The 22,324-nt window shown below is 69.2% G+C and carries 27 protein-coding genes and 1 tRNA gene; 15 read left to right on the top strand and 13 right to left on the bottom strand.

Features of this window, described 5'->3' with window-relative positions:
• Positions 1-20: 20 nt before the first annotated feature.
• Positions 21-491, bottom strand: a complete 471-nt coding sequence (locus ABMQ42_RS01555; protein WP_349720899.1) for a nucleotidyltransferase family protein — start codon at positions 489-491, stop codon at positions 21-23.
• Positions 492-705: 214 nt separating this feature from the next.
• Between ABMQ42_RS01555 and ABMQ42_RS01550 the strand changes: the two genes are divergently transcribed.
• Entirely contained in the window at positions 706-1,386 is a 681-nt protein-coding gene (locus ABMQ42_RS01550) for an HAD hydrolase-like protein (protein ID WP_349720897.1), read from the top strand.
• 1 nt (position 1,387) lies between these two features.
• Positions 1,388-2,653 carry a hypothetical protein gene (locus tag ABMQ42_RS01545; RefSeq protein WP_349720895.1) on the top strand — a complete coding sequence of 422 codons (1,266 nt, stop codon included), beginning with the start codon at positions 1,388-1,390 and terminating at the stop codon, positions 2,651-2,653.
• Positions 2,654-2,682: 29 nt separating this feature from the next.
• On the opposite strand, the gene ABMQ42_RS01540 is transcribed toward ABMQ42_RS01545, so the two are convergent.
• Positions 2,683-2,889 (bottom strand): cold-shock protein, encoded by a 207-nt coding sequence (locus tag ABMQ42_RS01540; protein ID WP_129387695.1) that lies wholly within the window; start codon positions 2,887-2,889, stop codon positions 2,683-2,685.
• 387 nt (positions 2,890-3,276) lie between these two features.
• On the opposite strand from ABMQ42_RS01540, the gene ABMQ42_RS01535 reads away from it, so the two are divergent.
• Positions 3,277-3,921 (top strand): GntR family transcriptional regulator, encoded by a 645-nt coding sequence (locus ABMQ42_RS01535; RefSeq protein WP_349720893.1) that lies wholly within the window; start codon positions 3,277-3,279, stop codon positions 3,919-3,921.
• Positions 3,922-3,946: 25 nt separating this feature from the next.
• Positions 3,947-4,432 (top strand): GNAT family N-acetyltransferase, encoded by a 486-nt coding sequence (locus ABMQ42_RS01530; protein WP_349720892.1) that lies wholly within the window; start codon positions 3,947-3,949, stop codon positions 4,430-4,432.
• Between the two features lie 7 nt (positions 4,433-4,439).
• Here ABMQ42_RS01530 and ABMQ42_RS01525 read toward each other — a convergent pair whose 3' ends face one another.
• Together ABMQ42_RS01525 and ABMQ42_RS01520 are read right to left on the bottom strand one after the other, a co-directional pair.
• Positions 4,440-4,913 (bottom strand): hypothetical protein, encoded by a 474-nt coding sequence (locus tag ABMQ42_RS01525; protein WP_349720891.1) that lies wholly within the window; start codon positions 4,911-4,913, stop codon positions 4,440-4,442.
• Positions 4,914-5,164: 251 nt separating this feature from the next.
• Positions 5,165-5,248, bottom strand: a tRNA-Leu gene (locus ABMQ42_RS01520).
• A 175-nt stretch (positions 5,249-5,423) separates the two neighbouring features.
• Between ABMQ42_RS01520 and ABMQ42_RS01515 the strand changes: the two genes are divergently transcribed.
• The 7 genes from ABMQ42_RS01515 (at position 5,424) to pknB (ending at position 14,493) form a co-directional block, all read left to right on the top strand.
• Positions 5,424-6,155 carry an FHA domain-containing protein gene (locus ABMQ42_RS01515; RefSeq protein ID WP_349720889.1) on the top strand — a complete coding sequence of 244 codons (732 nt, stop codon included), beginning with the start codon at positions 5,424-5,426 and terminating at the stop codon, positions 6,153-6,155.
• The gene (locus tag ABMQ42_RS01510) at positions 6,152-6,679 is read left to right on the top strand and encodes an FHA domain-containing protein FhaB/FipA (protein ID WP_349720887.1); all 528 of its coding nucleotides are present in this window, start codon (positions 6,152-6,154) and stop codon (positions 6,677-6,679) included. The genes ABMQ42_RS01515 and ABMQ42_RS01510 overlap by 4 nt, the downstream gene beginning before the upstream one ends.
• 12 nt (positions 6,680-6,691) lie before the next feature.
• Positions 6,692-7,927 carry a PP2C family protein-serine/threonine phosphatase gene (locus ABMQ42_RS01505; RefSeq protein ID WP_349720885.1) on the top strand — a complete coding sequence of 412 codons (1,236 nt, stop codon included), beginning with the start codon at positions 6,692-6,694 and terminating at the stop codon, positions 7,925-7,927.
• Positions 7,927-9,354 (top strand): FtsW/RodA/SpoVE family cell cycle protein, encoded by a 1,428-nt coding sequence (locus ABMQ42_RS01500; RefSeq protein WP_349720884.1) that lies wholly within the window; start codon positions 7,927-7,929, stop codon positions 9,352-9,354. The genes ABMQ42_RS01505 and ABMQ42_RS01500 overlap by 1 nt, the downstream gene beginning before the upstream one ends.
• Positions 9,355-9,417: 63 nt before the next feature.
• Complete coding sequence (locus ABMQ42_RS01495) at positions 9,418-10,875, top strand: peptidoglycan D,D-transpeptidase FtsI family protein (protein WP_349720883.1); 1,458 nt, start codon at positions 9,418-9,420, stop codon at positions 10,873-10,875.
• Positions 10,872-12,683, top strand: a complete 1,812-nt coding sequence (locus tag ABMQ42_RS01490) for a serine/threonine-protein kinase (protein ID WP_349720882.1) — start codon at positions 10,872-10,874, stop codon at positions 12,681-12,683. Before ABMQ42_RS01495 ends, ABMQ42_RS01490 begins: the two co-directional genes overlap by 4 nt.
• Before the next feature lie 43 nt (positions 12,684-12,726).
• Complete coding sequence (pknB, locus tag ABMQ42_RS01485; RefSeq protein ID WP_502884595.1) at positions 12,727-14,493, top strand: Stk1 family PASTA domain-containing Ser/Thr kinase; 1,767 nt, start codon at positions 12,727-12,729, stop codon at positions 14,491-14,493.
• A 1-nt stretch (position 14,494) separates the two neighbouring features.
• Here pknB and ABMQ42_RS01480 read toward each other — a convergent pair whose 3' ends face one another.
• From ABMQ42_RS01480 to ABMQ42_RS01470, 3 genes are read right to left on the bottom strand one after another with little or no spacing between them, the layout of a single operon-like run.
• The gene (locus ABMQ42_RS01480; protein ID WP_349720879.1) at positions 14,495-15,064 is read right to left on the bottom strand and encodes an anthranilate synthase component II; all 570 of its coding nucleotides are present in this window, start codon (positions 15,062-15,064) and stop codon (positions 14,495-14,497) included.
• Entirely contained in the window at positions 15,061-15,216 is a 156-nt protein-coding gene (locus tag ABMQ42_RS01475) for a hypothetical protein (RefSeq protein WP_349720878.1), read from the bottom strand. The genes ABMQ42_RS01480 and ABMQ42_RS01475 overlap by 4 nt, the downstream gene beginning before the upstream one ends.
• On the bottom strand, positions 15,216-16,010 hold the full coding sequence (locus tag ABMQ42_RS01470) for a class E sortase (protein ID WP_349720876.1): 795 nt from the start codon (positions 16,008-16,010) through the stop codon (positions 15,216-15,218). Before ABMQ42_RS01470 ends, ABMQ42_RS01475 begins: the two co-directional genes overlap by 1 nt.
• An 80-nt stretch (positions 16,011-16,090) precedes the next feature.
• Here ABMQ42_RS01470 and ABMQ42_RS01465 point away from each other — a divergent pair, with 80 nt between their 5' ends.
• Complete coding sequence (locus tag ABMQ42_RS01465) at positions 16,091-16,330, top strand: cell division protein CrgA (protein WP_349720874.1); 240 nt, start codon at positions 16,091-16,093, stop codon at positions 16,328-16,330.
• 51 nt (positions 16,331-16,381) lie between these two features.
• On the opposite strand, the gene ABMQ42_RS01460 is transcribed toward ABMQ42_RS01465, so the two are convergent.
• Complete coding sequence (locus ABMQ42_RS01460; protein WP_349720872.1) at positions 16,382-17,275, bottom strand: rhomboid family intramembrane serine protease; 894 nt, start codon at positions 17,273-17,275, stop codon at positions 16,382-16,384.
• Positions 17,276-17,295: 20 nt separating this feature from the next.
• The gene (locus tag ABMQ42_RS01455; RefSeq protein WP_349720871.1) at positions 17,296-17,853 is read right to left on the bottom strand and encodes a peptidylprolyl isomerase; all 558 of its coding nucleotides are present in this window, start codon (positions 17,851-17,853) and stop codon (positions 17,296-17,298) included.
• A 112-nt stretch (positions 17,854-17,965) separates the two neighbouring features.
• Here ABMQ42_RS01455 and ABMQ42_RS01450 point away from each other — a divergent pair, with 112 nt between their 5' ends.
• Both ABMQ42_RS01450 and ABMQ42_RS01445 read left to right on the top strand, forming a co-directional pair.
• Entirely contained in the window at positions 17,966-18,556 is a 591-nt protein-coding gene (locus ABMQ42_RS01450) for a DNA helicase (protein ID WP_349720869.1), read from the top strand.
• A gap of 79 nt (positions 18,557-18,635) precedes the next feature.
• A complete protein-coding gene (locus ABMQ42_RS01445) occupies positions 18,636-19,100 on the top strand; it encodes an aminoacyl-tRNA deacylase (protein ID WP_349721503.1) in 465 nt (154 codons plus the stop codon).
• 40 nt (positions 19,101-19,140) lie between these two features.
• Here the strand turns inward: ABMQ42_RS01445 and ABMQ42_RS01440 are convergent, their stop codons facing one another.
• Positions 19,141-19,569, bottom strand: coding sequence for an NUDIX hydrolase (locus tag ABMQ42_RS01440; protein WP_349720867.1), 429 nt, complete (start codon positions 19,567-19,569; stop codon positions 19,141-19,143).
• A 174-nt stretch (positions 19,570-19,743) separates the two neighbouring features.
• Here ABMQ42_RS01440 and ABMQ42_RS01435 point away from each other — a divergent pair, with 174 nt between their 5' ends.
• On the top strand, positions 19,744-20,856 hold the full coding sequence (locus tag ABMQ42_RS01435; protein WP_349720865.1) for a M24 family metallopeptidase: 1,113 nt from the start codon (positions 19,744-19,746) through the stop codon (positions 20,854-20,856).
• A gap of 6 nt (positions 20,857-20,862) precedes the next feature.
• On the opposite strand, the gene ABMQ42_RS01430 is transcribed toward ABMQ42_RS01435, so the two are convergent.
• The 3 genes from ABMQ42_RS01430 to ABMQ42_RS01420 all read right to left on the bottom strand — a co-directional run bounded on the left by ABMQ42_RS01430 (position 20,863) and on the right by ABMQ42_RS01420 (position 22,198).
• On the bottom strand, positions 20,863-21,162 hold the full coding sequence (locus ABMQ42_RS01430) for an antibiotic biosynthesis monooxygenase family protein (RefSeq protein WP_349720863.1): 300 nt from the start codon (positions 21,160-21,162) through the stop codon (positions 20,863-20,865).
• A gap of 81 nt (positions 21,163-21,243) precedes the next feature.
• The gene (locus tag ABMQ42_RS01425; RefSeq protein ID WP_349720861.1) at positions 21,244-21,675 is read right to left on the bottom strand and encodes a MarR family winged helix-turn-helix transcriptional regulator; all 432 of its coding nucleotides are present in this window, start codon (positions 21,673-21,675) and stop codon (positions 21,244-21,246) included.
• 4 nt (positions 21,676-21,679) lie between these two features.
• Positions 21,680-22,198: a DUF1453 domain-containing protein gene (locus ABMQ42_RS01420; protein WP_349720860.1), complete on the bottom strand. Its 519-nt coding sequence runs from the start codon at positions 22,196-22,198 to the stop codon at positions 21,680-21,682.
• Positions 22,199-22,324: the final 126 nt, after the last annotated feature.

Here is a 22,324-nt window from a genome sequence, read left to right as displayed (position 1 = left end):
GACCCATCGATCAACGCGGTTCACAGCGGCCGTGCCTCTCGGAGGATCGCGGCGTCGCGATCGGCGTGGAGCGAACGGCGCGACACCACATCGACCGGGCGCCCGAGAAGCATCTCCATATCTCGCTCGAATTGCGCGAAGTCGAAGAGGGACGCACCTGGCTCCGGGTCGACCAGCAGATCGATGTCGCTCTCGGCGGAGTCTTCGCCGCGTGCAACCGAACCGAACACGCTCACCGCCTCAATGTGGCTGAGTCGAGCCAGTCGCGCGATGAGCTCACGCCGCACGTGCAACTCCTCACGAAGTGACACCGGGTCTGCGGCATCCCGTTGCCTCACGTACCGCCGATAGGGGATGAGTACCGCCTCCGGCGACCGATGCGAGCCGAACACGACGACCTCGGCATTATCAGGATCCGCGCGAAAGCCGCGGAGGATGCCGGTCAGTCCGGCGCGCGCCTCGTTGACGGGGCGCACTTCGACAACGCTCACGGGATCTCCTTCTGTACAGAAAAGTGTACATGTTTCTGCGATGGCCATACCGCCTCACCGTGAGAGTGCAGCTGGTCGCCGAGAGATAGGGAAGTACCCGCATCCTCGTCCACCAGTTGCACTCTCACTGAGGCGCGACATCGGCTGCCCCACGCCCCGGCCCGCACGCGCCCCGCACCCCGGCCCGCCCGTACCCACCCCGTAGGCTGGTCGCATGCCGTATCGCTCGCCCTTCACCTGCGTCCTGTGGGACGTCGACGGCACGATCATCGACGCGTCCGAGGGCATCCTGCGGCGCCTGACGACGACCCTCACGCACTTGGGCTTCCCGCCGCCCACGCGCGGTGAGCTCGTGCACTGGATCGGCCCGCCGATGTACGACTCGATGCAGACGAACCTCGGCGTCACGGCCGAGAAGGCGGCCGAGGCGGTCACCTACTACCGCGCCGTCGGCAAGGCCGAGGGATACGCCGCGGGCGCGCGGCTCATCGACGGCATCGGCGAGCTCATCGCCGAGCTCGACGCGGCCGGCATCCCGCAGGCGACGGCGAGCTCGAAGCCAGAGGTCCAGGTCGTCGCGCTCATGGAGCACTTCGACCTCGACACGCACTTCACCGCGATGGCCGGTTCGACGCCCGATGAGAAGACCCTCAGCCGCAAGGCCGACATCATCGGCGAGGCGCTGCGCCGCCTCGAGGCCGCGGGCGTCGACACCAGCCGACCCGTGCTCATCGGCGACCGCCACCACGACGTCGAGGGCGGCGCCGAGCAGGACGTGCCCGTGATCTTCGTGCGCTGGGGCTTCAGCTGGCCGCACGAATCCGAGGGCGCCCAGGCCGCGGTCGACACCGTCGCCGAGCTGCGCGAGCTGCTGCTCCTGCCCGAGGGCGACTGACATGAGCGAGCTGGTCGGCGAGATCATGCGGTGGGGCGTTCCGGCCCTGGTGGTCGTGGTGATCGCCGGCATCCTCGTGGTCGTGATCGCGTGGGCGATCCGCGCTGCCCGCCGCTCACCGCGGGCGCGAGCCGCCGCCGATGCCGCGCGCAGCAAGGCCGGGGCAGACCTGGTCCGGCTCGACGACGCGGTCGCCGAGCTCGACCTCGAGGTGGGCCTGTCGGGCGCCCTCTACGGGGGAGACGCGCCGGCCTCACTGCGTCGCGCCCGCATGACCGCGCAGCACGTGCGCGATGACGCGTTCGAGGTGTTCCGCACGATCAGCGACGACCACGGTCTGCTGCCGGCCGAGGTGCAGCGCCGTGCACGGATCATCTCCACGCGCGTGACCGAGGCGATGGCCGCCATCATGCACGCGAGCAGCGAGCACGAGGCCTGGATGCACGCGAACACGTCGGCCGCCGGCCAGGTCGCGGCCGCGCGGCGACGCCTCGCCGACCTGCGCGAGCAGATGGGCGACCCCGATGCCCTCATCGCGCAGCTGCGCACCCGGTACGACGAGTCGGAGTGGGTAGATGCCGCGGCCGCCGCGGCTGCGGCATCCACCCACGTCTCCGAGGCCGGCGAACTGCTCGACCGTGCCGCGGCCAGCGCCGGCGATCCGTCGCGCAGCGCGCTGTCGGATCTCTCCCTCGCCGAGCGGCGCATCCGCGCGGCACAGAACGAGGCGCGTCGCCTCGACGACGTGCACGGCTTCATCACGCAGGCGGTGCAGTCGTTGCCCGACGAGTTCACGGCCGCCCGCGCGGCGCTGCGGCAGGCGATGACGGTGCGTGAGAGCCTCGAGCCCGACGCCGCCGAGCGGCTGGGCGCGGCGATCCACGAGGCCGAGACGGCGGTGACGCGATGGGAGAAGGATGCCGCGCGGCGGCCCACCGCGGCTGTCGACGGGATCGCGCGCGTGCGCGACCGGCTCGATCTCGCCCTGGGCGACGCGCGCACGGCGCAGCAGCGCCTGCGCGGGGCGCGCACGGCACTGACCGGCACGATCGCGGCCGCGCAGTCGGCGGTGTCGCGCGCCGAGGCGGCGGTCACGGGCGCAGGTGCCGACGCACGCGTGCGTCTGGCGTCAGCGCGCGAAGAATTGGCGGACGCCCGCCGGTTGCCCGATCCGGTGGAGGCATTGGATGCCGCGCGCCGGGCGATGCGTCACGCCGAAGACGCGCAGGCTCTCGCCACCTACGACCGGATGACATCCGGGCGCTGATGACGAGAGCCGCGCAGTGCTGTGTGTGATTACAGCGCGCGGATGTTCTCGGCCTGCAGGCCCTTGGGGCCCTGAGCGACCTCGAACTCGACGCGCTGGTTCTCCTCAAGGCTCTTGAAGCCGTTGGACTGGATGGCGCTGTAGTGCGCGAAGACGTCCGCACCCCCCTCGTCGGGGGCGATGAAGCCGAAGCCCTTCTCCGCGTTGAACCACTTGACGGTGCCCTGCGTGCTCATGTACTGCCGTTCTTTCGGTTCCCAGCACACCGTGCGCCGGGATTTCCTCCACGCTAACGAACACAGGGGCCACGCGGTGTGTCCGTGTCGGATGGTGACACAAATGTTGCAGAACGGCGCCCCATACGGTGCCCGGACCGGCGACAGAACGACGCACGGGCCGGGCACCGACGGATCCCCCCGGATAGGTCACGCGAACGTGACGCTTCAACTCTACTGATATATCGCGGGGAACTCCTGCGGCCGACCACCACAGCCACGGGGCCCTCTTGTGGTTTCTGCACATATGCCGAACTGGTATATTCCCCAGCAATTCCCAGTGCTCTGTTATTACCGGTCGTTCACCCGGCGACCGCCCCCTCACCGATACATAGACTTGGGCCACCCATGACCAGCGATGTTGCTTTCGCGCCGCTCGACCCGCGCGGCGCTGTCCTCGGCGACGAGGTATACACAGTCCTCGGCGAGGCGATCCTCGACGGTCGTCTCGCACCCGGCGAGCGCCTCCGAGACGTCGAACTCGCCGAGAACCTCGGCGTCTCGCGCACACCGGTGCGCGAGGCGCTCCAACGCCTGGAGAGATGCGGTCTCGTCGAGGTCTCGGCCAATCGGTGGACGCGCGTGTCGATCCCCGATGAGTCGATGCTCGCGGCCACCCACGAGTTCGTCGTCTACACGATGGGCAACGCGATTCGCATGGCCGTGGGTCGCTGCACCGACGACGCCTTGGATCAGCTCCTCGCCGGTGTCGACGAGTTGATCGCGGCATCCCATGCCGATGACCGCCGCGAGATGCTGCGGCTCAGCGCCCAGTTCTTCACGATGGTGACGTACGCGACCGGAAACCGGATGCTGCAGCAGATCCTCGAGGAGTGCGAGTTCGGTCTGCGACGCAACCTGTACGGCTGGCGCCCGCACGTAACCGACGAGGTCGAGCGCACCGATATGTACCGGGTGTTCCGCGACGCGGTGGCCACCCGCGACGGCGATCGCGCCGAGCGCATCCTGCGCCTGCAGCACGGTTTCGGCTGACGCCGCAGCCGAGTACCTTTGGCGCATGGCGCACATCGAGCTGCGTGCTCTCGACGACGACGATCTCGACGCCGTCTTCGAGATGATGCGGGATCCGGATGCCGTGGCGATGGCCTCGTTCACCGCCGCGGACCCGTCCGACCGTGACGCCTTCGATACCCACATGGCGAAGGTGCGCGCCGACCCCGAGAACACGCTGTTCGTCGTGACCGAGCGCGGCGGCTTCGCCGGTACGGCCGGCGCTTACACCTCCGACGGTGAGCGCGAGGTCACCTACTGGATCGCCCGGCATGCCTGGGGGCGGGGCGTGGCCACCGAGGCGCTGCGGCTGCTCATCTCGCGCGAGCCCATCCGGCCCCTGTTCGCGCGCGTCGCCGCGCACAATGCGGGTTCGATCGCGGTCCTCGAGAAGAATGGCTTCGCCGAGGTCTCACGCGGGGTGGGGTTCGCCGCCGGACTCGGCCGTGAGGTCGAAGAGCTGAAGCTCGCGTTGGTCCCGGTCGTGGAGTGAGGCGGGCTCAGCCTGCGATCGCGCGCGCCAGGACGTAGACCGCGAGCACCACGACCACCGCGCCGACGACCAGATCGGTCCACGTCGCGACGAGCTCCTGGGCGTTCTTGCCCCTCTTCCGCACGTGCAGCGCGCCCGCGATGAGCAGGAAGACGCCGCCCGCGAGCCCGGCGGGCAGCGCCCAGCCGGGGATCAGCGCGAGGAGGCCGGCCACGCCCATGGCGATGTTGGCGGTTCCGAGCTCGCGGGTCAGCTGCGTCTCCTGCACGCTCGGCTGCTCCGCACCGAGGATCTCGGACGTGCGTCCCCGCCCGGAGACCTGCACAACACCGGCGACCAGAAGGCGGGTGCCGACACCCCAGAAGACCCACCACATGCCGAACACGAGGACCGGGTCGCCGCCGACCCCGACCAGCTGGACGATCCCGCTGACGACCGGCAGCACGACGGTCTGCGCCAGCACGAAGACGATGTACCCCATGCGCTCACGCCCCTCACGGACTCGCCGCCGAGTCCTGCACCTGAGCTTGGCACGAGCGCGGGATGCCGCGGCATCCACTTTTCACGTGAAACATCCGGTCGGGGAGGGGAGGGACGCCGGGTGGATGCCGCGGCCGAAGGATGCTGCACGCGCGAAGTAGACGCAGATCGACGTGGCCGATGCCTTGCGGCGGGACGGATCGGAGCCCCAACCAACGAAAAAGGGCCCCTCATGGGACCCTTTTCCATCTGTGCGCGAGGGGGGACTTGAACCCCCACGCCCTTGCGGGCACTGGCACCTGAAGCCAGCGCGTCTACCTATTCCGCCACTCGCGCAGGTTCGGGATGACACCCGAAACCAACTTCACGAGAATAGCATGTGCACGCGCGCGCGACGAATCCGCGATACCCCCGACAACCCCCGAAACCGCCGGGCCGCGGCCCGAATCCACCGCCCGCCCAGCCGGGATGACTACCATGTAGCCACCAGTCCGCCTGCCCGAGGAGACGTGTGGGACTACTTGACAGCTTCGAGCGGGGTCTCGAGCGCGCCGTGAACGGTGCGTTCGCCAAGACCTTCCGCAGCGGCATCCAGCCGGTCGAGATCGCCTCCGCCCTGCGCAGCGAGCTCGACAAGAAGGCCGCCGTCGTCTCACGCGATCGCATCCTCGTGCCCAACACCCTCGTGGTGCGGCTCGCCGCGAACGACGCCGAGCGCATGGCGGGCATCGGCCCCGCGCTGATCGGAGAGCTCACCGAGATCGTGCGCACGCACGCGGCATCCCAGCACTATTCCTTCGCCGGACCGGTGTCGGTCACCCTGCAGTCCGACCCCACGTTGTCCACAGGCACGCTGCGGGTGGATTCACGTACGGCCGAAGGCACGGTATCGTGGCGCGGCGTGGTCGACATCGCCGGAACCCGCCACCCCCTGCGCAAGGGTCGCACCGTGATCGGCCGCGGCAGCGACGCCGACATCACCGTCGCCGACGCGGGCACGAGCCGCAAGCACGTCGAGATCCTGTGGGACGGCGAACGCGCCGTCGTGCGCGACCTCGGCTCGACCAACGGCACGACCGTCGACGGCCAGAAGGTCTCGCAGGCTCCGCTGCCGCCCGACTCGACCGTGCAGATCGGGCGCACCGACATCGTCTTCCGCGTCGTGCCGCAGGCGGCTCCGCAGGCCCCGTCGGGGATGGATGCCGCGACCCGGCAGTTCGGCGCCGGGGGAGGCCGTCTGTGAGCGAACTGACCCTCCTTCTTCTGCGCATCGGCTTCCTCGTGCTGATGTGGTTCTTCGTCTTCGCGGTGGTGTACTCGCTGCGCGCCGACCTCTTCGGCGTGAAGGTGCGCAAGATGCCCGAGCCGCAGGCCGCCGCCGTCCCGACCGCGCCGACGGCCGGTCCGGCCGACGCCACGATGCCGGTGCAGTCGCTGAAGTCCCCGCCCGCGGCCGCCGGCGCCGCCACGACCCAGACCGTCTCGCGCATCGTCATCACCAGCGGCCCCAAGACCGGCCTCGAGCTGCCGCTGGGCACCGAGCCGCTGACCATCGGTCGCTCGAGCGAGTCGGGGCTCGTGATCCGCGACGACTACACCTCGAGCCACCATGCGCGCCTCGTGCTCTGGGGCGACCAGTGGATGATCCAGGACCTCGACTCGACCAACGGCACCTGGCACGCCGGCGTCCGCGTGTCGGCGCCGACCCCGGTGACCGTCGGCGCACCCATCAAGGTGGGCGCGACGACGTTCGAGCTGCGGAAGTAGGCACGCGCCGACATGGTCTTCTCGGGATCGAGTGCCGCCCTCTCGCACACCGGCAAGGTGCGCTCGAACAACCAGGACTCGGGCTATTCCGGCGCCAACCTGTTCGTCGTCGCCGACGGCATGGGCGGCCACGCCGGCGGTGACGTCGCCTCGAGTGTCGCGATCGCCCGGCTCGAAGGCCTCGACCGCACCTACGCGACCACCGGCGAAGCCGAGAAGGCGCTCGAAGACACGCTGCACGCGGCGGCGCGCGACCTCATCAGCACCGTGAAGGCCAAGCCCGAGCTGGCGGGACTGGGCACGACGGTGTGCGCGATCATCATGGTCGACGAGTATGCGGTGATCGCCCACATCGGCGACTCGCGCATCTACCTGTACCGCGACGACGCGCTCACCCAGATCACCACCGATCACACCTTCGTGCAGCGACTCGTGGATTCGGGGCGCATCACCCCCGAAGAGGCGCGCTACCACCCGCGCCGCTCGGTGCTGATGCGCGTGCTCTCCGACATGGAGTCCGACCCCGAGATCGACACGTTCGTCATGCCGACCCGGCCCGGCGACCGGTGGCTGCTGTGCTCCGACGGGCTGTCGGGCGTCGTCGACGACACGCACACGGCGAAGACCCTGGCCCTCGGCATGGCACCTGGCCGCACCGCCGACATGCTTCTCAAGCAGGCGCTGGATGCCGGAGCCCCCGACAACGTGACGATGGTGATCGTGGATGTCGGGGGTCAGCATCCGCTCGTCTCCGGCACGCCGACCATCGTGGGCGCGGCATCCAACCCCCAGGGCGTCGAGGTGCCGGCTGCCCGCACCGGCCGCATCTCGTGGTTCCACCCCGCACGGCAGGCCGCCAACGAGCCCACGCACTTCGAACCCGCCGCCGAATACCTCGAAGAGCTCATCGAAGAGGACCGGCGACGTGCCCGCCGGCGGCGCATCGGCTGGATTGCGGGCCTCGTGCTCGTGCTGGCGATCATCGCCGGCGCGCTGTTCGGCGCGTACCAGTGGACGCAGACGCGCTTCTTCGTGGGCGCCGACAACGACACCGTGGTGATCTTCCGCGGCATCCAGCAGAAGATCGGACCGATCTCACTGTCGAGTCCCTACGAAGACACCGGAATCCCGCTGATCCTGCTGCCGGAGTTCGAGCGCGAGACCGTGCAGGCGACGATCACGGCGGGCTCCCTCGAGGACGCCCAGAACATCGTCGACGGGCTTCGCAAGAACATAGGGAGGGAATGATGCGCACACCCCCCGGTGGAATCACCCCCGTCCGGCCCGGCCCGGCACCGACCGCCGTCGACGACGACCACGCCGACACCGCCGTGGTGCGCGCGCTGCGCAAGATCCGCGTGCCGCAGAAGCAGCGCAACCGCGAGCTGGCACTGCTGATCTTCGCATTCATCCTCAACGGCGCGGCGGTCATCCTCGTGCAGCTGGGCGCCGCCGGCGAGGTCGACCCGAAGTTCCTCATCTATCTCGGCGTGCTCACGGCCCTCGCGCTCGCGCTGCACATCACCCTGCGCATCGTCGCGCGCGATGCCGACCCGTTCGTCGTACCCATCGCGACGGTGCTGACCGGGCTCGGCCTGGCCATGATCTACCGCCTCGACGTGCACTGGGGCCGACACGGCTGGGCCGCGTACTCGAACCGCCAGCTCGCGTGGGCGGGCATCGCCCTGGTCGGGGCGATCCTCGTCGTGATCCTGCTGCGCAACTACCGCGTGCTCTTCCGGTACACGTACCTCTTCGGCCTCGCCGGCATCCTGCTGCTGGTCCTGCCGATCATCCCGGGACTGGGGACGGATGCCAATGCCGACGTCTGGGTGTCGCTCGGTTTCTTCTCGTTCCAGCCGGGTGAGCTCGCCAAGATCTGCCTGGCGATCTTCTTCGCCGGCTATCTCGTGCGCACTCGCGACAGCCTGACCTCGACCGGCAGGAAGTTCCTCGGCTTCACCTGGCCGCGCCCGCGCGAGCTCGGCCCGCTGCTGGTGATCTGGCTCATCTCGCTGGGCATCATCGTCATGCAGCGCGACCTGGGCACCGGCCTGCTCATCTTCGGCATGTTCGTGGCGATGCTGTACGTGGCCACCGGCAAGACGAGCTGGGTGCTGATGGGCGTGATCCTGGCGGCCGCCGGTGCCTTCGCGGCATCCCGCGTCCTTCCCTACGTGCACGGCCGCTTCGAGAACTGGCTCGACGCCTTCAATCCGAAGCTCATGGACGACAGCAGCTACCAGCTGGTCACCGGCATCTTCGGCATGGCGCAGGGCGGACTCATCGGCACAGGCCTCGGTCAGGGGCGGCCATGGCTGACGCCGGTCGCCGAGAGCGACTACATCTTCCCGAGCCTGGGTGAGGAGCTCGGTCTCATCGGGCTGTTCGCCATCCTCTGCCTGTACATGGTGTTCACCAGCCGCGGACTGCGCATCGGTCTGAACGGACAGGACGACTTCGGCAAGCTGCTCGCCGTCGGCGTCTCGTTCACCATCGCACTGCAGGTCGTGATCATGGTCGGCGGCGTCACGCGCCTCATTCCGCTGACCGGCCTCGCCACCCCGTTCCTGGCCGCGGGCGGGTCGTCGCTCGTGGCCAACTGGATCATCGTCGCGATCCTGCTGCGGATCTCGGATGCCGTCAGATCGCGACCGCGGGTGGTGATCGGCTGAGATGACGATGCGGAACGCATTCGGAGCGCCCGCGGCGCGACGGTCGCCCGAAGGGGGCGACGAATGACAAAAGAGCTCAGGCGCCTCTCGATCATCGTCCTGATCATGTTCCTCGCGCTGTTCGGTTCGACCAGCGTGATCCAGGTCGTGCAGGCCGACAACCTCGCCAAGAACACCGCCAACAAGCGGGCGCTCTACGACTCGTTCGAGGTGCAGCGCGGGTCGATCATCGCCAGCGGGTCGGCCATCGCACGCTCGGTGGCCTCCGACGACATCTACAGCTGGCAGCGCAAGTACACCGACCCCGAGATGTGGGCACCGGTGACCGGCTACATCAACCCGGTCCTGCAGTCGTCGACGGGCATCGAGCAGGCGATGAACCAGGAGCTCTCGGGCACCGGCAACTCGCAGTTCCTGGCACGGATCGAGCGTATCGTCAGCGGCCAGCCGCCCCGGGGGTCGAACGTCGTCCTCTCGCTCGACGCCGACGTGCAGAAGGCCGCGTACGACGCGCTCGGCGACCTGCAGGGCGCGGTCGTGGCGATCGAGCCGAAGACCGGCCGCGTGCTCGCGATGGTCACGAGCCCCAGTTTCGACACGAACAAGCTGGCCTCGCACGACTCGGACTCGGTCAACACGTTCTACGAGAAGCTGCTCAAGGACTCGTCGAACCCGCTGTACAACCGCGCGATCGGCGGCAACCTGAACCCGCCCGGATCGACCTTCAAGCTCGTCACCGTCTCGGCCGCCCTCGCCTCGGGCGACTTCACCCCCGACTCGAAGCTCCCGAACCTGTCGCGCTACACCCTGCCGGGCACCTCGACCCAGATCCGCAACGACACCGGCGGCACCTGCGGCTCGGGCAAGGAGGTCACGATCGCGACGGCGCTGCGCCTGAGCTGCAACATCCCGATGGCAGAGCTCGCCGTCGAGGTCGGCGGCGACGCGATCCGCGCCGAGGCCGAGAAGTACGGCTTCAACGCGTCGTTCGACATGCCGCTGACCTCGACCGCATCGGTCTACCCCGACGGCCTCACACCCGATCGCGTCGCCCTCAGCGGCTTCGGTCAGGGCGACGTGCGTGCCACGCCGCTGCAGATGGCCATGGTCACCGCCGGTATCGCCAACGGCGGCATCGTGATGAACCCCCGGATGGTCGATCAGGTCGTGGGTCCCGACCTCGCGGTGCAGAAGACGTTCGACGACACCCAGTTCGGCCGCGCGCTCGATGAGGAACTCGACAAAGAGATGGTCGACATGATGGTCTCCAATGTCAGCGAGGGCATCGCGACCAATGCAAGAATTGACGGGGTCGAGGTCGGAGGCAAGACCGGAACCGCGCAGAACGGCGATGGAGAGCCGTTCACGCTGTGGTTCACGGGTTTCGCACCGGCAGACGACCCTCAGGTTGCGGTGGCGGTCGTCGTGGAGAATGGCGGAGGCCAGGGGCAGTCGGGCAGTGGGAATACGATCGCGGCGCCCATCGCGAAAAAGGTCATGGAGGCGGTGCTGGGTAAATGAGACCGACGCAGGGTGTGACCTTCGGCGGCCGCTACGAGCTCGACTCGCGGATCGCGATCGGCGGTATGGGCGAGGTGTGGGAGGCGACCGACCACGTCATCGGCCGCACCGTCGCCATCAAGATCCTCAAAGACGAGTACATGGGCGACCCGGGCTTCCTCGAGCGCTTCCGCGCCGAGGCGCGCCACGCCGCCCTCGTCAACCACGAGGGCATCGCGAGCGTCTTCGACTACGGCGAGGAGAACGGCTCGGCCTTCCTCGTCATGGAGCTCGTGCCCGGCGAGGCGCTGTCGACCGTCCTCGAACGCGAGACCTCGCTGTCGACCGACAAGACCCTCGACATCGTCGCCCAGACCGCCTCGGCGCTGCAGGCCGCGCACGCGGCGGGCCTCGTGCACCGCGACATCAAACCCGGCAACCTGCTGATCACGCCAGACGGCCGGGTGAAGATCACCGACTTCGGCATCGCCCGCATCGCCGACCAGGTGCCGCTGACCGCGACCGGTCAGGTCATGGGCACGGTGCAGTACCTCTCGCCCGAGCAGGCGTCCGGACACCCTGCATCCCCCGCCACCGACATCTACTCGCTGGGCATCGTCGCCTACGAGTGCCTCGCCGGCAAGCGCCCGTTCACCGGCGAGTCGCAGGTCGCGATCGCCATGGCGCAGATCAACGATGTGGCGCCGCCGCTGCCGGCCACGGTCGCGCAGCCCGTGCAGAACTTCGTGATGTCGATGATCGCGAAGAAGCCCGAAGACCGCCCGGCCTCGACCGCCGTCGTGGCGCGCGCCGCGACGGCTCTGCGGCGCGGCGACATCGCGGCGGCCATCGCGGCCGTGCCCGCCATCGGGACGGGGGTGGATGCCGCGACCCAGCTGCTCACGGCGAGCGGTGACACCTCGGCTGCCACCCGACTGCTGCCCGAGGCCTCGCTGCTGCCGGGCCAGCCCGCCGGCGAGGACGAGAAGCAGAAGAAGAAGAAGCGCAGCCCGTGGACCTGGCCACTGATCGCGCTCATCGCGCTGCTGATCATCGTGCTCGGCGGCACGCTCTGGGCCATCTTCGGCAGCCGTGGGAACGACAACGCGGCCACCGGCAGCCCCTCGACCCCGGTGTCGAGCCCGTCGACACCGACACCCACGGTGACGCCGGTGAACATCGACGCGCTCAGCCTCGTCGGCATGAAGTGCGACGACGCCGAGGCGTTGCTCGAAGAGAACGATCTGGACGCCACGATCGCCGACGGGTCGCCGGCGTCCTCGAAGGACCAGCAGGGAACCGTGCAGTCGGTCGACCCGCGCGGCAACGCCACGCCCCCCGCCACGATCACCCTCACCTGCTACACGGCGCCCACCACCATCACGACTCCTCCGGGAACGGCGTCCATCACGGGCTCCGGCGACAACGGCCAGGTCATCGAGGGCGGCACGGCGACCGTCACGATCCCCGACTTCACCTGCCCCGCGGGCACGGGTGACCTCAGCGGCTACGCCTTCACAGCGACCAACGGCCAGTTCGTGAACGGGTCGAACTCGGGCAGCAAGTCCACGCTCTCGACGGGTGCGAGCCCGGGCGACATCGCGCTGACCGTCACCGGATCAGCCGGCGACGACCTCAAGATCGTCTACACCGCGACGTGCTCGGGCACCAACGGCGAGCTCACGTCGCCCGAGTCGACGAAGACCGTCACGATCGGCGCCGCGCCCGTCGCGCCCGAAGACACGACGACGCCTCCCGCCGACGACCAGGGCCAGGGGTCGGGCGATGACGGCGGCGACCAGGGCGATTCCGGAGATGCGGCGGGCTGACGTCCACGCGGGCCGGTCCGTTAGGCTGGCGTGAGTGCAATCCATGGAGAGTGATGTGGCAGCCGAGTCGCGCGTGCTTTCCGGACGCTACCGCGTCGACGAGCCCATCGGGCACGGCGGCATGGCATCGGTGTTCCGGGGATACGACCTCACCCTCGGTCGCCCTGTCGCAATCAAGATCCTCGATGCCGAGCTGAGCCGCGACAACGCGTTCCGCACGCGGTTCCGCCTCGAGGCGCAGGCCGCCTCGCGCATGTCGTCGCCCGCCATCGTGCGCGTGTACGACGCGGGCGAAGACGCGGAGGTCGATGACAGCGGCACGACGCGGCCGATTCCGTTCATCATCATGGAGCTCGTCCACGGCCGGCTCCTGAAGGACATCATCGCCGAGGGACCGGTGCCGATCCCCGACGCGGTCCGCTACGTCGACGGCATCCTCGAGGCTCTCGAGTACTCGCACCGTGCCGGCGTGGTGCACCGCGACATCAAGCCCGGCAACGTCATGGTCACCGATGCGGGCCAGGTCAAGGTGATGGACTTCGGCATCGCCCGCGCCGTCTCCGACTCGTCATCGACGGTCGCCGAGACCACGACGATCCTCGGCACCGCCGCGTACTTCTCGCCCGAGCAGGCGAAGGGCGATGTGGTGGATGCCCGCACCGACCTGTACTCGACGGGCGTGGTGCTCTATGAGTTGTTGACCGGACGCCAGCCCTTCCGCGGCGACACCCCGGTGGCCGTGGCCTACCAGCACGTCAGCGAGGCGCCGATCCCGCCGTCCGAGATCGTCGAGACCGTGCCGCGGGCGCTCGACGCGGTCGTGCTGCGCGCCCTGGCGAAGGATCCGTTCCAGCGCTTCCCCGACGCCGCGGCATTCCGCGAGACACTCGACGCGACCGTCGACGGCAAAGAACCCTCGCGTCGTCAGGTCGACACGCTCTCGAACACGCTGTACGGACCCGATCCCCGGCAGGCCGCCGACACGGCACGGGCTCTGCGCCAGCTGAGCACCGACCCGACGATGAAGCGCACGCAGGCGGGCCCTCCCGCGGCGTGGATCTGGGGCGGCGTCGCCGTGCTCGCCGTGCTGCTCATCTCTGTGCTCGTGTGGGTGTTCACGCTCCGGCCCCTGAACATCGTGCCCAGCGGCTCGCGCATCGTGCCGGCGGTCGTCGGCATGAGCTACGAGAACGCCGAGCAGGCGCTCAATGAGGAAGACCTCGTGGCCAAGCGGGTCGACACGCCCAGCGAGACGGTCGACGACGGAACGGTGATCCGCAGCGATCCCGACGCCGGCATCTCCGTGCAGAAGGACACCACCGTCACCGTGTACGTCTCCAGCGGCCCCGAGATGACCACCGTTCCGACGCTCGAGGGCCTCTCCCGGAGCGATGCCGAGCAGGCGCTCGACGACGCGGGCCTGACACTCGGGCAGGTGCGCAGCGAGCAGGACCCCGACACCGAGAAGGATGTGGTCCTGAGCGCGTCGGTCTCCAAGGGCGACAAGGTGTCGAAGGGCACGGCGGTCGACCTGGTCGTCGCGACCGGCACTGTGACGGTCATCAACTTCGACCAGGAGGGCTACACCCTCGATGCGGCGAAGTCGGCGCTCGCGGAGCTCAAGCTCAACGTCACGGTGGACGACGACCCGAACTGCGCCGCCACCGACCCCCGCGCGGTCAAGACGCAGAACCCGATCGGTGAGGTGCCGATCCACTCCGATGTGACCCTGGTGTCGTGCTCGGGCGGTGCCAACACCGACCAGCCCGGCGACGTCGGCGGAGACGACTCGGGCGACGACGGGCAGTAGCTCAGCCCACCCGCGCGAGCCAGGTGCCCAGCAGCGTGTCTCCGTGCTCGGTCAGCACGCTCTCGGGGTGGAACTGCACCCCTTCGATGGGGGCGCTGCGATGGCGCAGACCCATGGTCGTACCCTCCGGCGTCCATGCCGTGACCTGCAGATCGGCGGGAACCCGAGTGACCGCCAGCGAGTGGTACCGCCCCGCGGCGAAGGGCTGCGGCATCCCCTCGAACACTCCCGTGCCGTCGTGCGCGACCTGTGACACCATGCCGTGCATGAGCTCGGGCGCCGTGCCCACGACGCCGCCGAACGCCTCGGCGATGGCCTGGTGTCCGAGACAGACGCCGAGCAGCGGCATTCCGCGCCGGAATGCCTCGTGCACGAGGGGGATCGACGCCCCCGCGTCGGCGGGCGTGCCCGGTCCCGGTGAGATGAGCGCGGCGTCGAAGCCGTCCAGAACGGTCGCGGGATCGAGGGCGTCCGCCTCGACGATGTCGACGACCGCCCCCCGCACGAGCAGACGATCGATCAGGATGTGCACGAAGCTGTCGTGGTTGTCGACCACCAGCAGGCGGGTCACTGCACCGTGCCGCTGTCGGGATCGATGATCGCGCTGAACCACGGGAACACGTAGAAGAACAGACCGTACAGCACAGCCGCCACCACGACGAGCAGGATCAGCACCCGCACCCACCACGGGCCGGGAAGGACGCGCCAGAGGGCCGCGTACATCACTTCACCCCCTTGAGCACGTCGGGCGGGCCGTCCGCGCGCGGCGTGAACGACTCGAACACGCTGTAGGCGACGATCCGCTCGGTCTTCCAGTACATCGGGCTGCAGCTGGTCATCGTGAGGTACCGGCCGTCGGCCTCGACGTCCTTCTCCTGCGGCACCGGCAGCAGCACGTCGACCGCGCCGGGCTTGACGTACTCGAGGTTGCGGAACCGATAGACGTACCAGCCGGCCTTGGTCTCGATGATGATCGGGTCGTTCAGGCGCAGCTTCGCGATCTTGTTGAACGGCTTGCCGTAGGTCGTGCGATGCGCGGCCAGCGAGACATTGCCCTTCGCACCGGGCATCGGCGTGCCCGGGTAATGCCCGATGCCGATCGGGTCGAGAGTGACCGGCCGGCTCACGCCCCCGGCCATCGGCACCTGGTAGTCCTTGCCGAAACGCGGGATGTACATCACCCCGAACACCTTGCCGTCCTTGGCCTCGGGCAGGACGACCGGCTTCGCGGTCTTCGTCGGACTCGGCGCCGCGGACGCCGTCGGGTCAGCGCTGGGGGTGGGGGATGCCGTGAATTCGGCGGCCCACTGCCGGCTGATGCTGCTGCCCTCGGCGTTCTTCTGCGCCGCGCCGATCCAGTCACCGATCCACAGCTGCCAGGCCACGAACAGCAGGGCGACGACGCCCACGCTGATGAGCAGCTCGCCGAGCACGCCGATGAAGGTCGCGCCGCCCCGAGGGCGCGACGTTCGGCGGAGACCCCGCCGCGATGCCCCAGCGTCGGCCGATTCGGTCACACAGTGAGTCTAACCAGCGCACTCCCACCGCTGGCTGTGACAGTTCTCTGACCGGGCCCTCGCCCCGTAGAATGGCGGGTATGGCACGATCAGGCAAGGCTGGCGAACCCGACGTCGAGCGCAGCGAGGGCGACGCCGCCCCCAACCCGGTGTGGTTCAAGCCGATCATGATCGGTCTGATGATCATCGGCCTGCTCTGGGTGCTGGTGTTCTACCTCAGCGGCATGCAGTTCCCGATTCCCGGCATCGAGGCGTGGAACCTCGTCATCGGCTTCGGCATCGCGTTCGTCGGGTTCCTCATGACGACCCGGTGGCGCTGAATCACACCGGTGTAATTCATCCCCAGTTGGGGATGAACCTGTGGATAACTCTCAGAAGTAGAGGGCCGCAGGAATGATCAGCAACGCGAGCAGCACCACCGTCAGTCCCACCAGCAGACCGATCTGCAGGCGGCGCTGACGCACCGCTCGCGTGCGGGCGTAGATGAAACCCACGGCGCAGCCGGCGATGAGGCCGCCCAGATGCGCCTGCCACGAGATGTTCACCGAGCCGCCCGCCAGAAGGCCGGCGACGAACGGGAACGCGAAGTTGATCCCGATGATCACGGCGATGCTCGTGACGTTCGCCCCGATGTGCCGGCCGATGATCAGCAGGGCGCCGAACAGACCGAAGATCGCACCGGACGCCCCGACAACCCAGGTGGCGGGCGCCAGAAGCGCGACGGCCACCGACCCGCCGATGCCCGAGATCAGGTACATCACCACGAACCGGGTATGGCCCACGAGCGGCTCGAGAATGCGCCCGATCATCCACAGCGCCAGCATGTTCAGCGCGATGTGCAGGAAGCCGGAGTGCACGAACAGCACCGTCAGCAGTCGCCACGGCTCGAAGTGACCGAACGCCGGCACGAGGTAGACGCTGTTCAGGGCGAACAGCTGCTGCGCCGGCGAGGTCGGTATCAGCTGCGTGAGGTACGCGACCACGGTGATGCCGATGAGCCAGTACGTGGCCAGCGGCTTGTGCATCGTCGGCGCCGCGACGGCGGTGGGGCGCGAACCCCACCGCCGTTCGGCGCGGCGTTGAGCGGGTGTCGCCGACTTCTGCTGGTCGCGCAGGCACTCGGGGCAGATCACGCCCACGGGCGCCTGGATCTGGCACTCGGGACAGATCGTGCGCAGACAGCGCTGACAGAGCACGAAGCTCTGACGATCAGGATGCCGGTAGCAGAAGTTCTCGCTGTTGCGGGAGAAGTCGGCGGACGTCATGCGTCAGGCGCGGCCGCGGCTCACGCCTGCGCGATGTCGATCGACGAGATCACGACGTCGGCGACCGGTCGGTCCTGCGCACCGGTGGCGACCGCGCTGATCTCGTCGACGACGGCGCGCGAGGCGTCATCGGCGACCTCGCCGAAGATCGTGTGCTTGCCGGTGAGCCACGGCGTCGGGTCGGTCGTGATGAAGAACTGCGAGCCGTTGGTGCCCTCGGCCTTGCCCGTGATCGCGTTGCGGCGCAGGCCGGCGTTCGCCATGGCGAGCAGGTACGGCGAACCGAAGGAGAGCTCGGGGTGGATCTCGTCGTCGAAGTTGTAGCCGGGGCCGCCGATGCCCTGCCCGAGCGGGTCACCGCCCTGGATCATGAAGCCGGGGATGATGCGGTGGAAGATGACGTCCTTGTAGAGGGGGCCTTCGCCGGCCTGGCCGGTGCGGGGGTCGGTCCACTCACCGGTGCCGTCGGCGAGCCCGATGAAGTTCTTGACGGTACGAGGGGCGTGGTCGCCGAAGAGGTTGACGACGATGTCGCCGTGGTTGGTGTGCAGCGTGGCGACAGCGGTAGGGATAGCCATGGGGCCATTCTCTCAGAGATACCTTTCCAAGTTCTGTACATCCCCTTCCGCCGGCGGCCACGTCTGGCAAGATGAAGATGCACACACCCCGATCGATTGGGAGGGCACCCCCGTGAGCCTCAGCCGAAAGCGCAAGAAGGAACTCCGCCGACTGCAGGACCAGGCGAACAAGCTCTGGGAATCGCAGCAGGTGCTCGTCGGCGAGGCGGCCACCGTCGCCCGTGAAGCCGGTCGGCAGCTGGGCAACTACAACCGTGAGCACATCACGCCGACGGTGCAGGCCAACTACGAGAAGTACGCCGCACCGTACGTCGACAAGAGCGTGAAGACGGCCCAGCAGGTGTTCAACGACAAGCTCGTGCCCGCGGCCGGTGCCGTGGTCGGCTCGGCGATGTCGGTGTGGGATGCCGCGAACGACACGCGTTCGAAGCTCGCGGCCGGCCGCGGCGTGTCCGTCGATCTCGATGCGCTCAGCAAGGCCGCGCAGAAGAACAGCAAGAAGGCGACCAAGAAGCTGCAGGCGCAGCTCGCGGCTGCTTCGCAGCCCGTCCAGAAGAAGAGCGGCATGAGCGCGGGCGGCGTCATCGCGCTGCTGCTGGGCATCGCCGCGGCGGTCGGCGTCGTCTACGCCGCGTGGCAGACGTTGCGCGCCGACGACGAGCTGTGGGTGGCGGACGACCCGCTGCGCACCCCCGACGCGTGATCGGTCGCGGTCGTTGAGCGAGGCGCACGGCGCCGAGTCGAAACGACCACACCCGCACCCTGACGACCCCACCGCACGCGTGCGGGCCGCGGCATCCATTCGTCATCTCGACATCGAGGTGCGGGAGCGCCCCGACGCGCACAGTCTCGTCGAGGCGGCGCAGGTCATCGGCGTGCGTCCCGCCGACATCGTGAAGACACTCGTGGTGAAGCGGCACGACGGCGACTACCTGTTCGCGCTGATCCCGGGTGACCGTGCGATCTCGTGGCCCAAGCTGCGGGCGGTGGTCGGGGTGAACAGGCTGCGCATGCCCGAGCCCGAGCGCGCCCTCGAGGCCACCGGCTACGCGCGCGGCACGATCACGCCGATCGGCAGCGACCGTGACTGGCCGGTCTACGCCGACGCCGACATCGTCGGGCGGCGCATCGCGATGGGTGCCGGCGCACGGGGCTACAGCGTGTTCGTCGACGCCGACGCCCTCATCGCCGCGTACGACGCGACCGTCGCCGACATCTCGCAACCCCTGCCCGAGCCCGGTCGATGATCGCGGGGCGAAGGCGCGAGTCGAGACGCCGCGGCCTCGCTCAGTAGGCGACGCTCGCCATCTTCAGCGCGATGTCGACGAGTCGCACGCGCTGGAGGTTGCGCACCTCGCTGAGCGGGAACCATCCGGCCCGGTCGGTCGATCCGCCCACCTCGTTGCGCAGCTTGCCGCCGGTGATCTCGGCACGGTAGAGGATGCGCAGGGTGTGCAGCGGCTGGCCCGACTCGCGCGTCACGCGCCGACCGGCGGGGATCACCCGGGAGTGGATGCCGAGCAGCTCGCCGATGCGCGCCCGGTATCCCGTCTCCTCGCGGATCTCCCGCCGCACCGCGTCGACGGGGTCTTCGCCGTCTTCGAGTCCGCCGCCGGGCATCGTCCACGCAGGGCGCCGCCCCTGTGTCCAGTGCGACAGGAGCACGTGGTCGCCGTCGTCGACGATCACGGCGTACGCGGCGACCCTCAGATCCATGCTCACAACGATAGATCCACCCTCCGACCTGGGGTCGCAGCGCATCGCTCGAGTTCTCACGGAAGGGGTCTCCGCCGTCGTCGTCATCCGGTGGCCGCGGGGAGGGCACTTCGTCGCCGGGCGGACGCTCCGACGGCTCTGGCGCGCGTCCGAGACCGGTCGTAGCGTGTGGGCATGGTCTTCTCTGCTGATGTGCATGCCGCGCGCCTCGAGCGCGCTCGTCGCCTCGCCGCCGAGGCCGGGCTCGACGCGGTCGTGGTCGGTGCCGGCCCCGACCTCGACTACCTCGTCGGCGTCGAGGGCGACACGATCGAGCGCCTCACCGCGCTGGTCGTGCCCGCCACCGGGCCCGCGACCATCGTCGTGCCGCGCATGGAGCTCGCGAAGGTGCGCGACACCGCGATCGCGTCGCTGGACGTGCGGCAGGCCGACTGGGTCGACGGCGACGACCCCTACGCGCTGGTCGCCGCCGCGATGCCCGCCGATGCGCGTCGGGTCGCCGTGTCGGACGCGCTGCCCGCCCTGCACACGGTGCCGATCGGCGAGCGTCTCGACGTGCGTCTGGAGCTTGCCACGCCGGTGCTGCGCGAGGGACGGATGATCAAGGATGCCGCGGAGGTCGCCGAGCTGCGCCGCGCCGGCGACGCCATCGACGACGTGCACCGGCAGGTGCCCGCTCTGCTGCGTGCAGGGCGCACCGAACGCGAGGTCGCCGACGACATCGCCGCGGCCATCCTCGCATCAGGGCACCGGAAGGTCGAGTTCGTGATCGTCGGCTCGGGGCCGAACGGTGCCGACCCGCACCACGAGGTGTCGGACCGCATGATCGGCGACGGCGAGATCGTCGTGGTCGACATCGGCGGTGCGGTGCCGTCCGGGTACAACTCCGACAGCACGCGCACGTACGTGGTGGGCGCGCCCGATCCCTCAGCGGCGGAGAGGATCGAGGTGCTCGTGCGTGCCCAGCAGGCGGCGGTGGATGCCGTGCACCCGGGTGCGAGGGCGGAAGAGGTGGATGCCGCGGCCCGCGGCGTGCTCGCGCAGGCGGGACTGGCTGACGCGTTCCTACACCGCACCGGGCACGGCATCGGGCTGTCGGTGCACGAGGAGCCCTACATCGCTCCGGGCAACGCGATCGAGCTGCGAGAAGGCATGGCGTTCAGCATCGAGCCCGGCATCTACTTCCCTGGCGAATGGGGCGCGCGCATCGAAGACATCGTGGTGGTCACCGCCGACGGCGCCGAGCGCCTCAACACCACGCCGCACGGGCTCACCGCCGCGGGGTGACGCCGGTCAGTCGGCGAGCTCGACCACCTCGAACTCGAGCAGGGCGGACTGCGTCGACAGGGTCGGGCTGCCGGGGCCGGCCGGAGCGTGCGGGGTGCGCTGGTTGCGCCACGCCTGGAAGTCCTCTTCACTCGCCCAGGTCGTGATGACGAAGTACCGGGTCTCACCGCCGGTCGGACGCAGCAGCTGGAAGCCTTCGAATCCGGGTGCCGAGTCCACCGAGTGCTTGCGTGCGGCGAAGCGGCTCTCGAGTTCGGGTCCGGCGCCCTCGGGCACGGAGAGCGCATTGATCTTGACGACGGACACGGATGTCTCCTCTCGGTCGTGACGGCTCCAGCCTGACACGGCGCGACGGGTCGTCGGGCCACGCGAGCCGGGAATATCCGATCAGCCCGCGTCGGCCCGGCGCAGCAGCTCGGCCGCGCGGGAGAGATGCAGCTCAAGCTCGTTTCGCTCGGCGCTGCTCAGCCCCGGCGTTGCCGCCTCGATCGCGGAGGTGGCGGGGTTGTCTGCCCGTTCGAGAATCGCGCGTCGGACCGCGGCATCCAACTCCACCCGCACCTTGCGGCGATCCGTCGGGTCGGTCGTGAGCACCAGCGCGCCGGCATCGGCCACCGCGCGAGTGATGCGCGAGACCAGGCTCTGCGCAAGGCCCGTGCGGTGCGTGATCTCGCCGATCGTCGCGCCGGGATGCTTGGCCACGTCTTCCATCACGGCGAGCTCGCCGGCGTTCACCCGGTCGTCGCCGGTGTTCTCGGTGGCGTTCAGCGCTATCTCGCGCAGCGTGCGCGCCAGGCGGTGGAGGTCGGCGGCGCGCATGCGTCTATTCCACCACCGGCACAGGCGCGGTCGGCACCCGGCGCGCGCGGACGAACAGCACGCCGCTGCGCGTGACGACCTCTATGAGCGCCATCGCGATGAGCGCCGATGCCCACGTCGCTGCAGCGTGCAAGTGCAGGTCGGTGCTCCAGGTGGCGACGACCTGCCCACCGCCGTGCGCGGCGAACAGCCCGAAGGCGAGGCGGGCTGCCATGCCGACGATCCAGAGCGCGGCGGCGATCCACCCCGCACGCGCTTTCACCACACCCTGCTCGCGATAGACCTCGGTCAGCAGGGCGCAGCCGGCACCCAGCGCCAGTCCCGCTCCCACGCAGACGGCCACGAAGGCCCAGTCCGACAGGTCAGCCGGCACGCTGCCGAGGTATTCGATCGCACCCCAGGCGACGAGCGGCAACGGCCACAGCAACCCGATCACGGTGAGCTTTCGCCCGCGGATCTGCCACACCACGACGGCGATCAGTGCGACCGAGATGATCCATTCGGTGAGGTCCACGGCATCCACCCCTCCTTTTCATCACTAACGATACATCTCTAGTGATGAAAATCGAGGCCAATGCGTGGATTGTCGACCACGGGTGCCTGCGCACGCGCGCACCAAGATGGAGAAACCCCGGAGTCCTGCGCGACG

Source organism: Microbacterium sp. KR10-403 (assembly GCF_040196215.1).
GTDB lineage: Bacteria > Actinomycetota > Actinomycetes > Actinomycetales > Microbacteriaceae > Microbacterium.
This window is presented reverse-complemented; position numbering and strand designations above follow the sequence as displayed.

What these genes read in the sequence shown, in the direction of transcription:
- ABMQ42_RS01455 (WP_349720871.1), bottom strand. Translation starts at nt 17,853, where the DNA reads ATGGCTATCCCTACCGCTGTCGCCACGCTGCACACCAACCACGGCGAC.
- ABMQ42_RS01540 (WP_129387695.1), bottom strand. Translation starts at nt 2,889, where the DNA reads ATGAGCACGCAGGGCACCGTCAAGTGGTTCAACGCGGAGAAGGGCTTC.
- ABMQ42_RS01530 (WP_349720892.1), top strand. Translation starts at nt 3,947, where the DNA reads ATGGCGCACATCGAGCTGCGTGCTCTCGACGACGACGATCTCGACGCC.
- pknB (WP_502884595.1), top strand. Translation starts at nt 12,727, where the DNA reads ATGGAGAGTGATGTGGCAGCCGAGTCGCGCGTGCTTTCCGGACGCTAC.
- ABMQ42_RS01440 (WP_349720867.1), bottom strand. Translation starts at nt 19,569, where the DNA reads ATGGATCTGAGGGTCGCCGCGTACGCCGTGATCGTCGACGACGGCGAC.
- ABMQ42_RS01490 (WP_349720882.1), top strand. Translation starts at nt 10,872, where the DNA reads ATGAGACCGACGCAGGGTGTGACCTTCGGCGGCCGCTACGAGCTCGAC.
- ABMQ42_RS01505 (WP_349720885.1), top strand. Translation starts at nt 6,692, where the DNA reads ATGGTCTTCTCGGGATCGAGTGCCGCCCTCTCGCACACCGGCAAGGTG.
- ABMQ42_RS01425 (WP_349720861.1), bottom strand. Translation starts at nt 21,675, where the DNA reads ATGCGCGCCGCCGACCTCCACCGCCTGGCGCGCACGCTGCGCGAGATA.
- ABMQ42_RS01525 (WP_349720891.1), bottom strand. Translation starts at nt 4,913, where the DNA reads ATGGGGTACATCGTCTTCGTGCTGGCGCAGACCGTCGTGCTGCCGGTC.
- ABMQ42_RS01500 (WP_349720884.1), top strand. Translation starts at nt 7,927, where the DNA reads ATGCGCACACCCCCCGGTGGAATCACCCCCGTCCGGCCCGGCCCGGCA.
- ABMQ42_RS01475 (WP_349720878.1), bottom strand. Translation starts at nt 15,216, where the DNA reads ATGTACGCGGCCCTCTGGCGCGTCCTTCCCGGCCCGTGGTGGGTGCGG.
- ABMQ42_RS01550 (WP_349720897.1), top strand. Translation starts at nt 706, where the DNA reads ATGCCGTATCGCTCGCCCTTCACCTGCGTCCTGTGGGACGTCGACGGC.
- ABMQ42_RS01435 (WP_349720865.1), top strand. Translation starts at nt 19,744, where the DNA reads ATGGTCTTCTCTGCTGATGTGCATGCCGCGCGCCTCGAGCGCGCTCGT.
- ABMQ42_RS01495 (WP_349720883.1), top strand. Translation starts at nt 9,418, where the DNA reads ATGACAAAAGAGCTCAGGCGCCTCTCGATCATCGTCCTGATCATGTTC.
- ABMQ42_RS01460 (WP_349720872.1), bottom strand. Translation starts at nt 17,275, where the DNA reads ATGACGTCCGCCGACTTCTCCCGCAACAGCGAGAACTTCTGCTACCGG.
- ABMQ42_RS01535 (WP_349720893.1), top strand. Translation starts at nt 3,277, where the DNA reads ATGACCAGCGATGTTGCTTTCGCGCCGCTCGACCCGCGCGGCGCTGTC.
- ABMQ42_RS01545 (WP_349720895.1), top strand. Translation starts at nt 1,388, where the DNA reads ATGAGCGAGCTGGTCGGCGAGATCATGCGGTGGGGCGTTCCGGCCCTG.
- ABMQ42_RS01465 (WP_349720874.1), top strand. Translation starts at nt 16,091, where the DNA reads ATGGCACGATCAGGCAAGGCTGGCGAACCCGACGTCGAGCGCAGCGAG.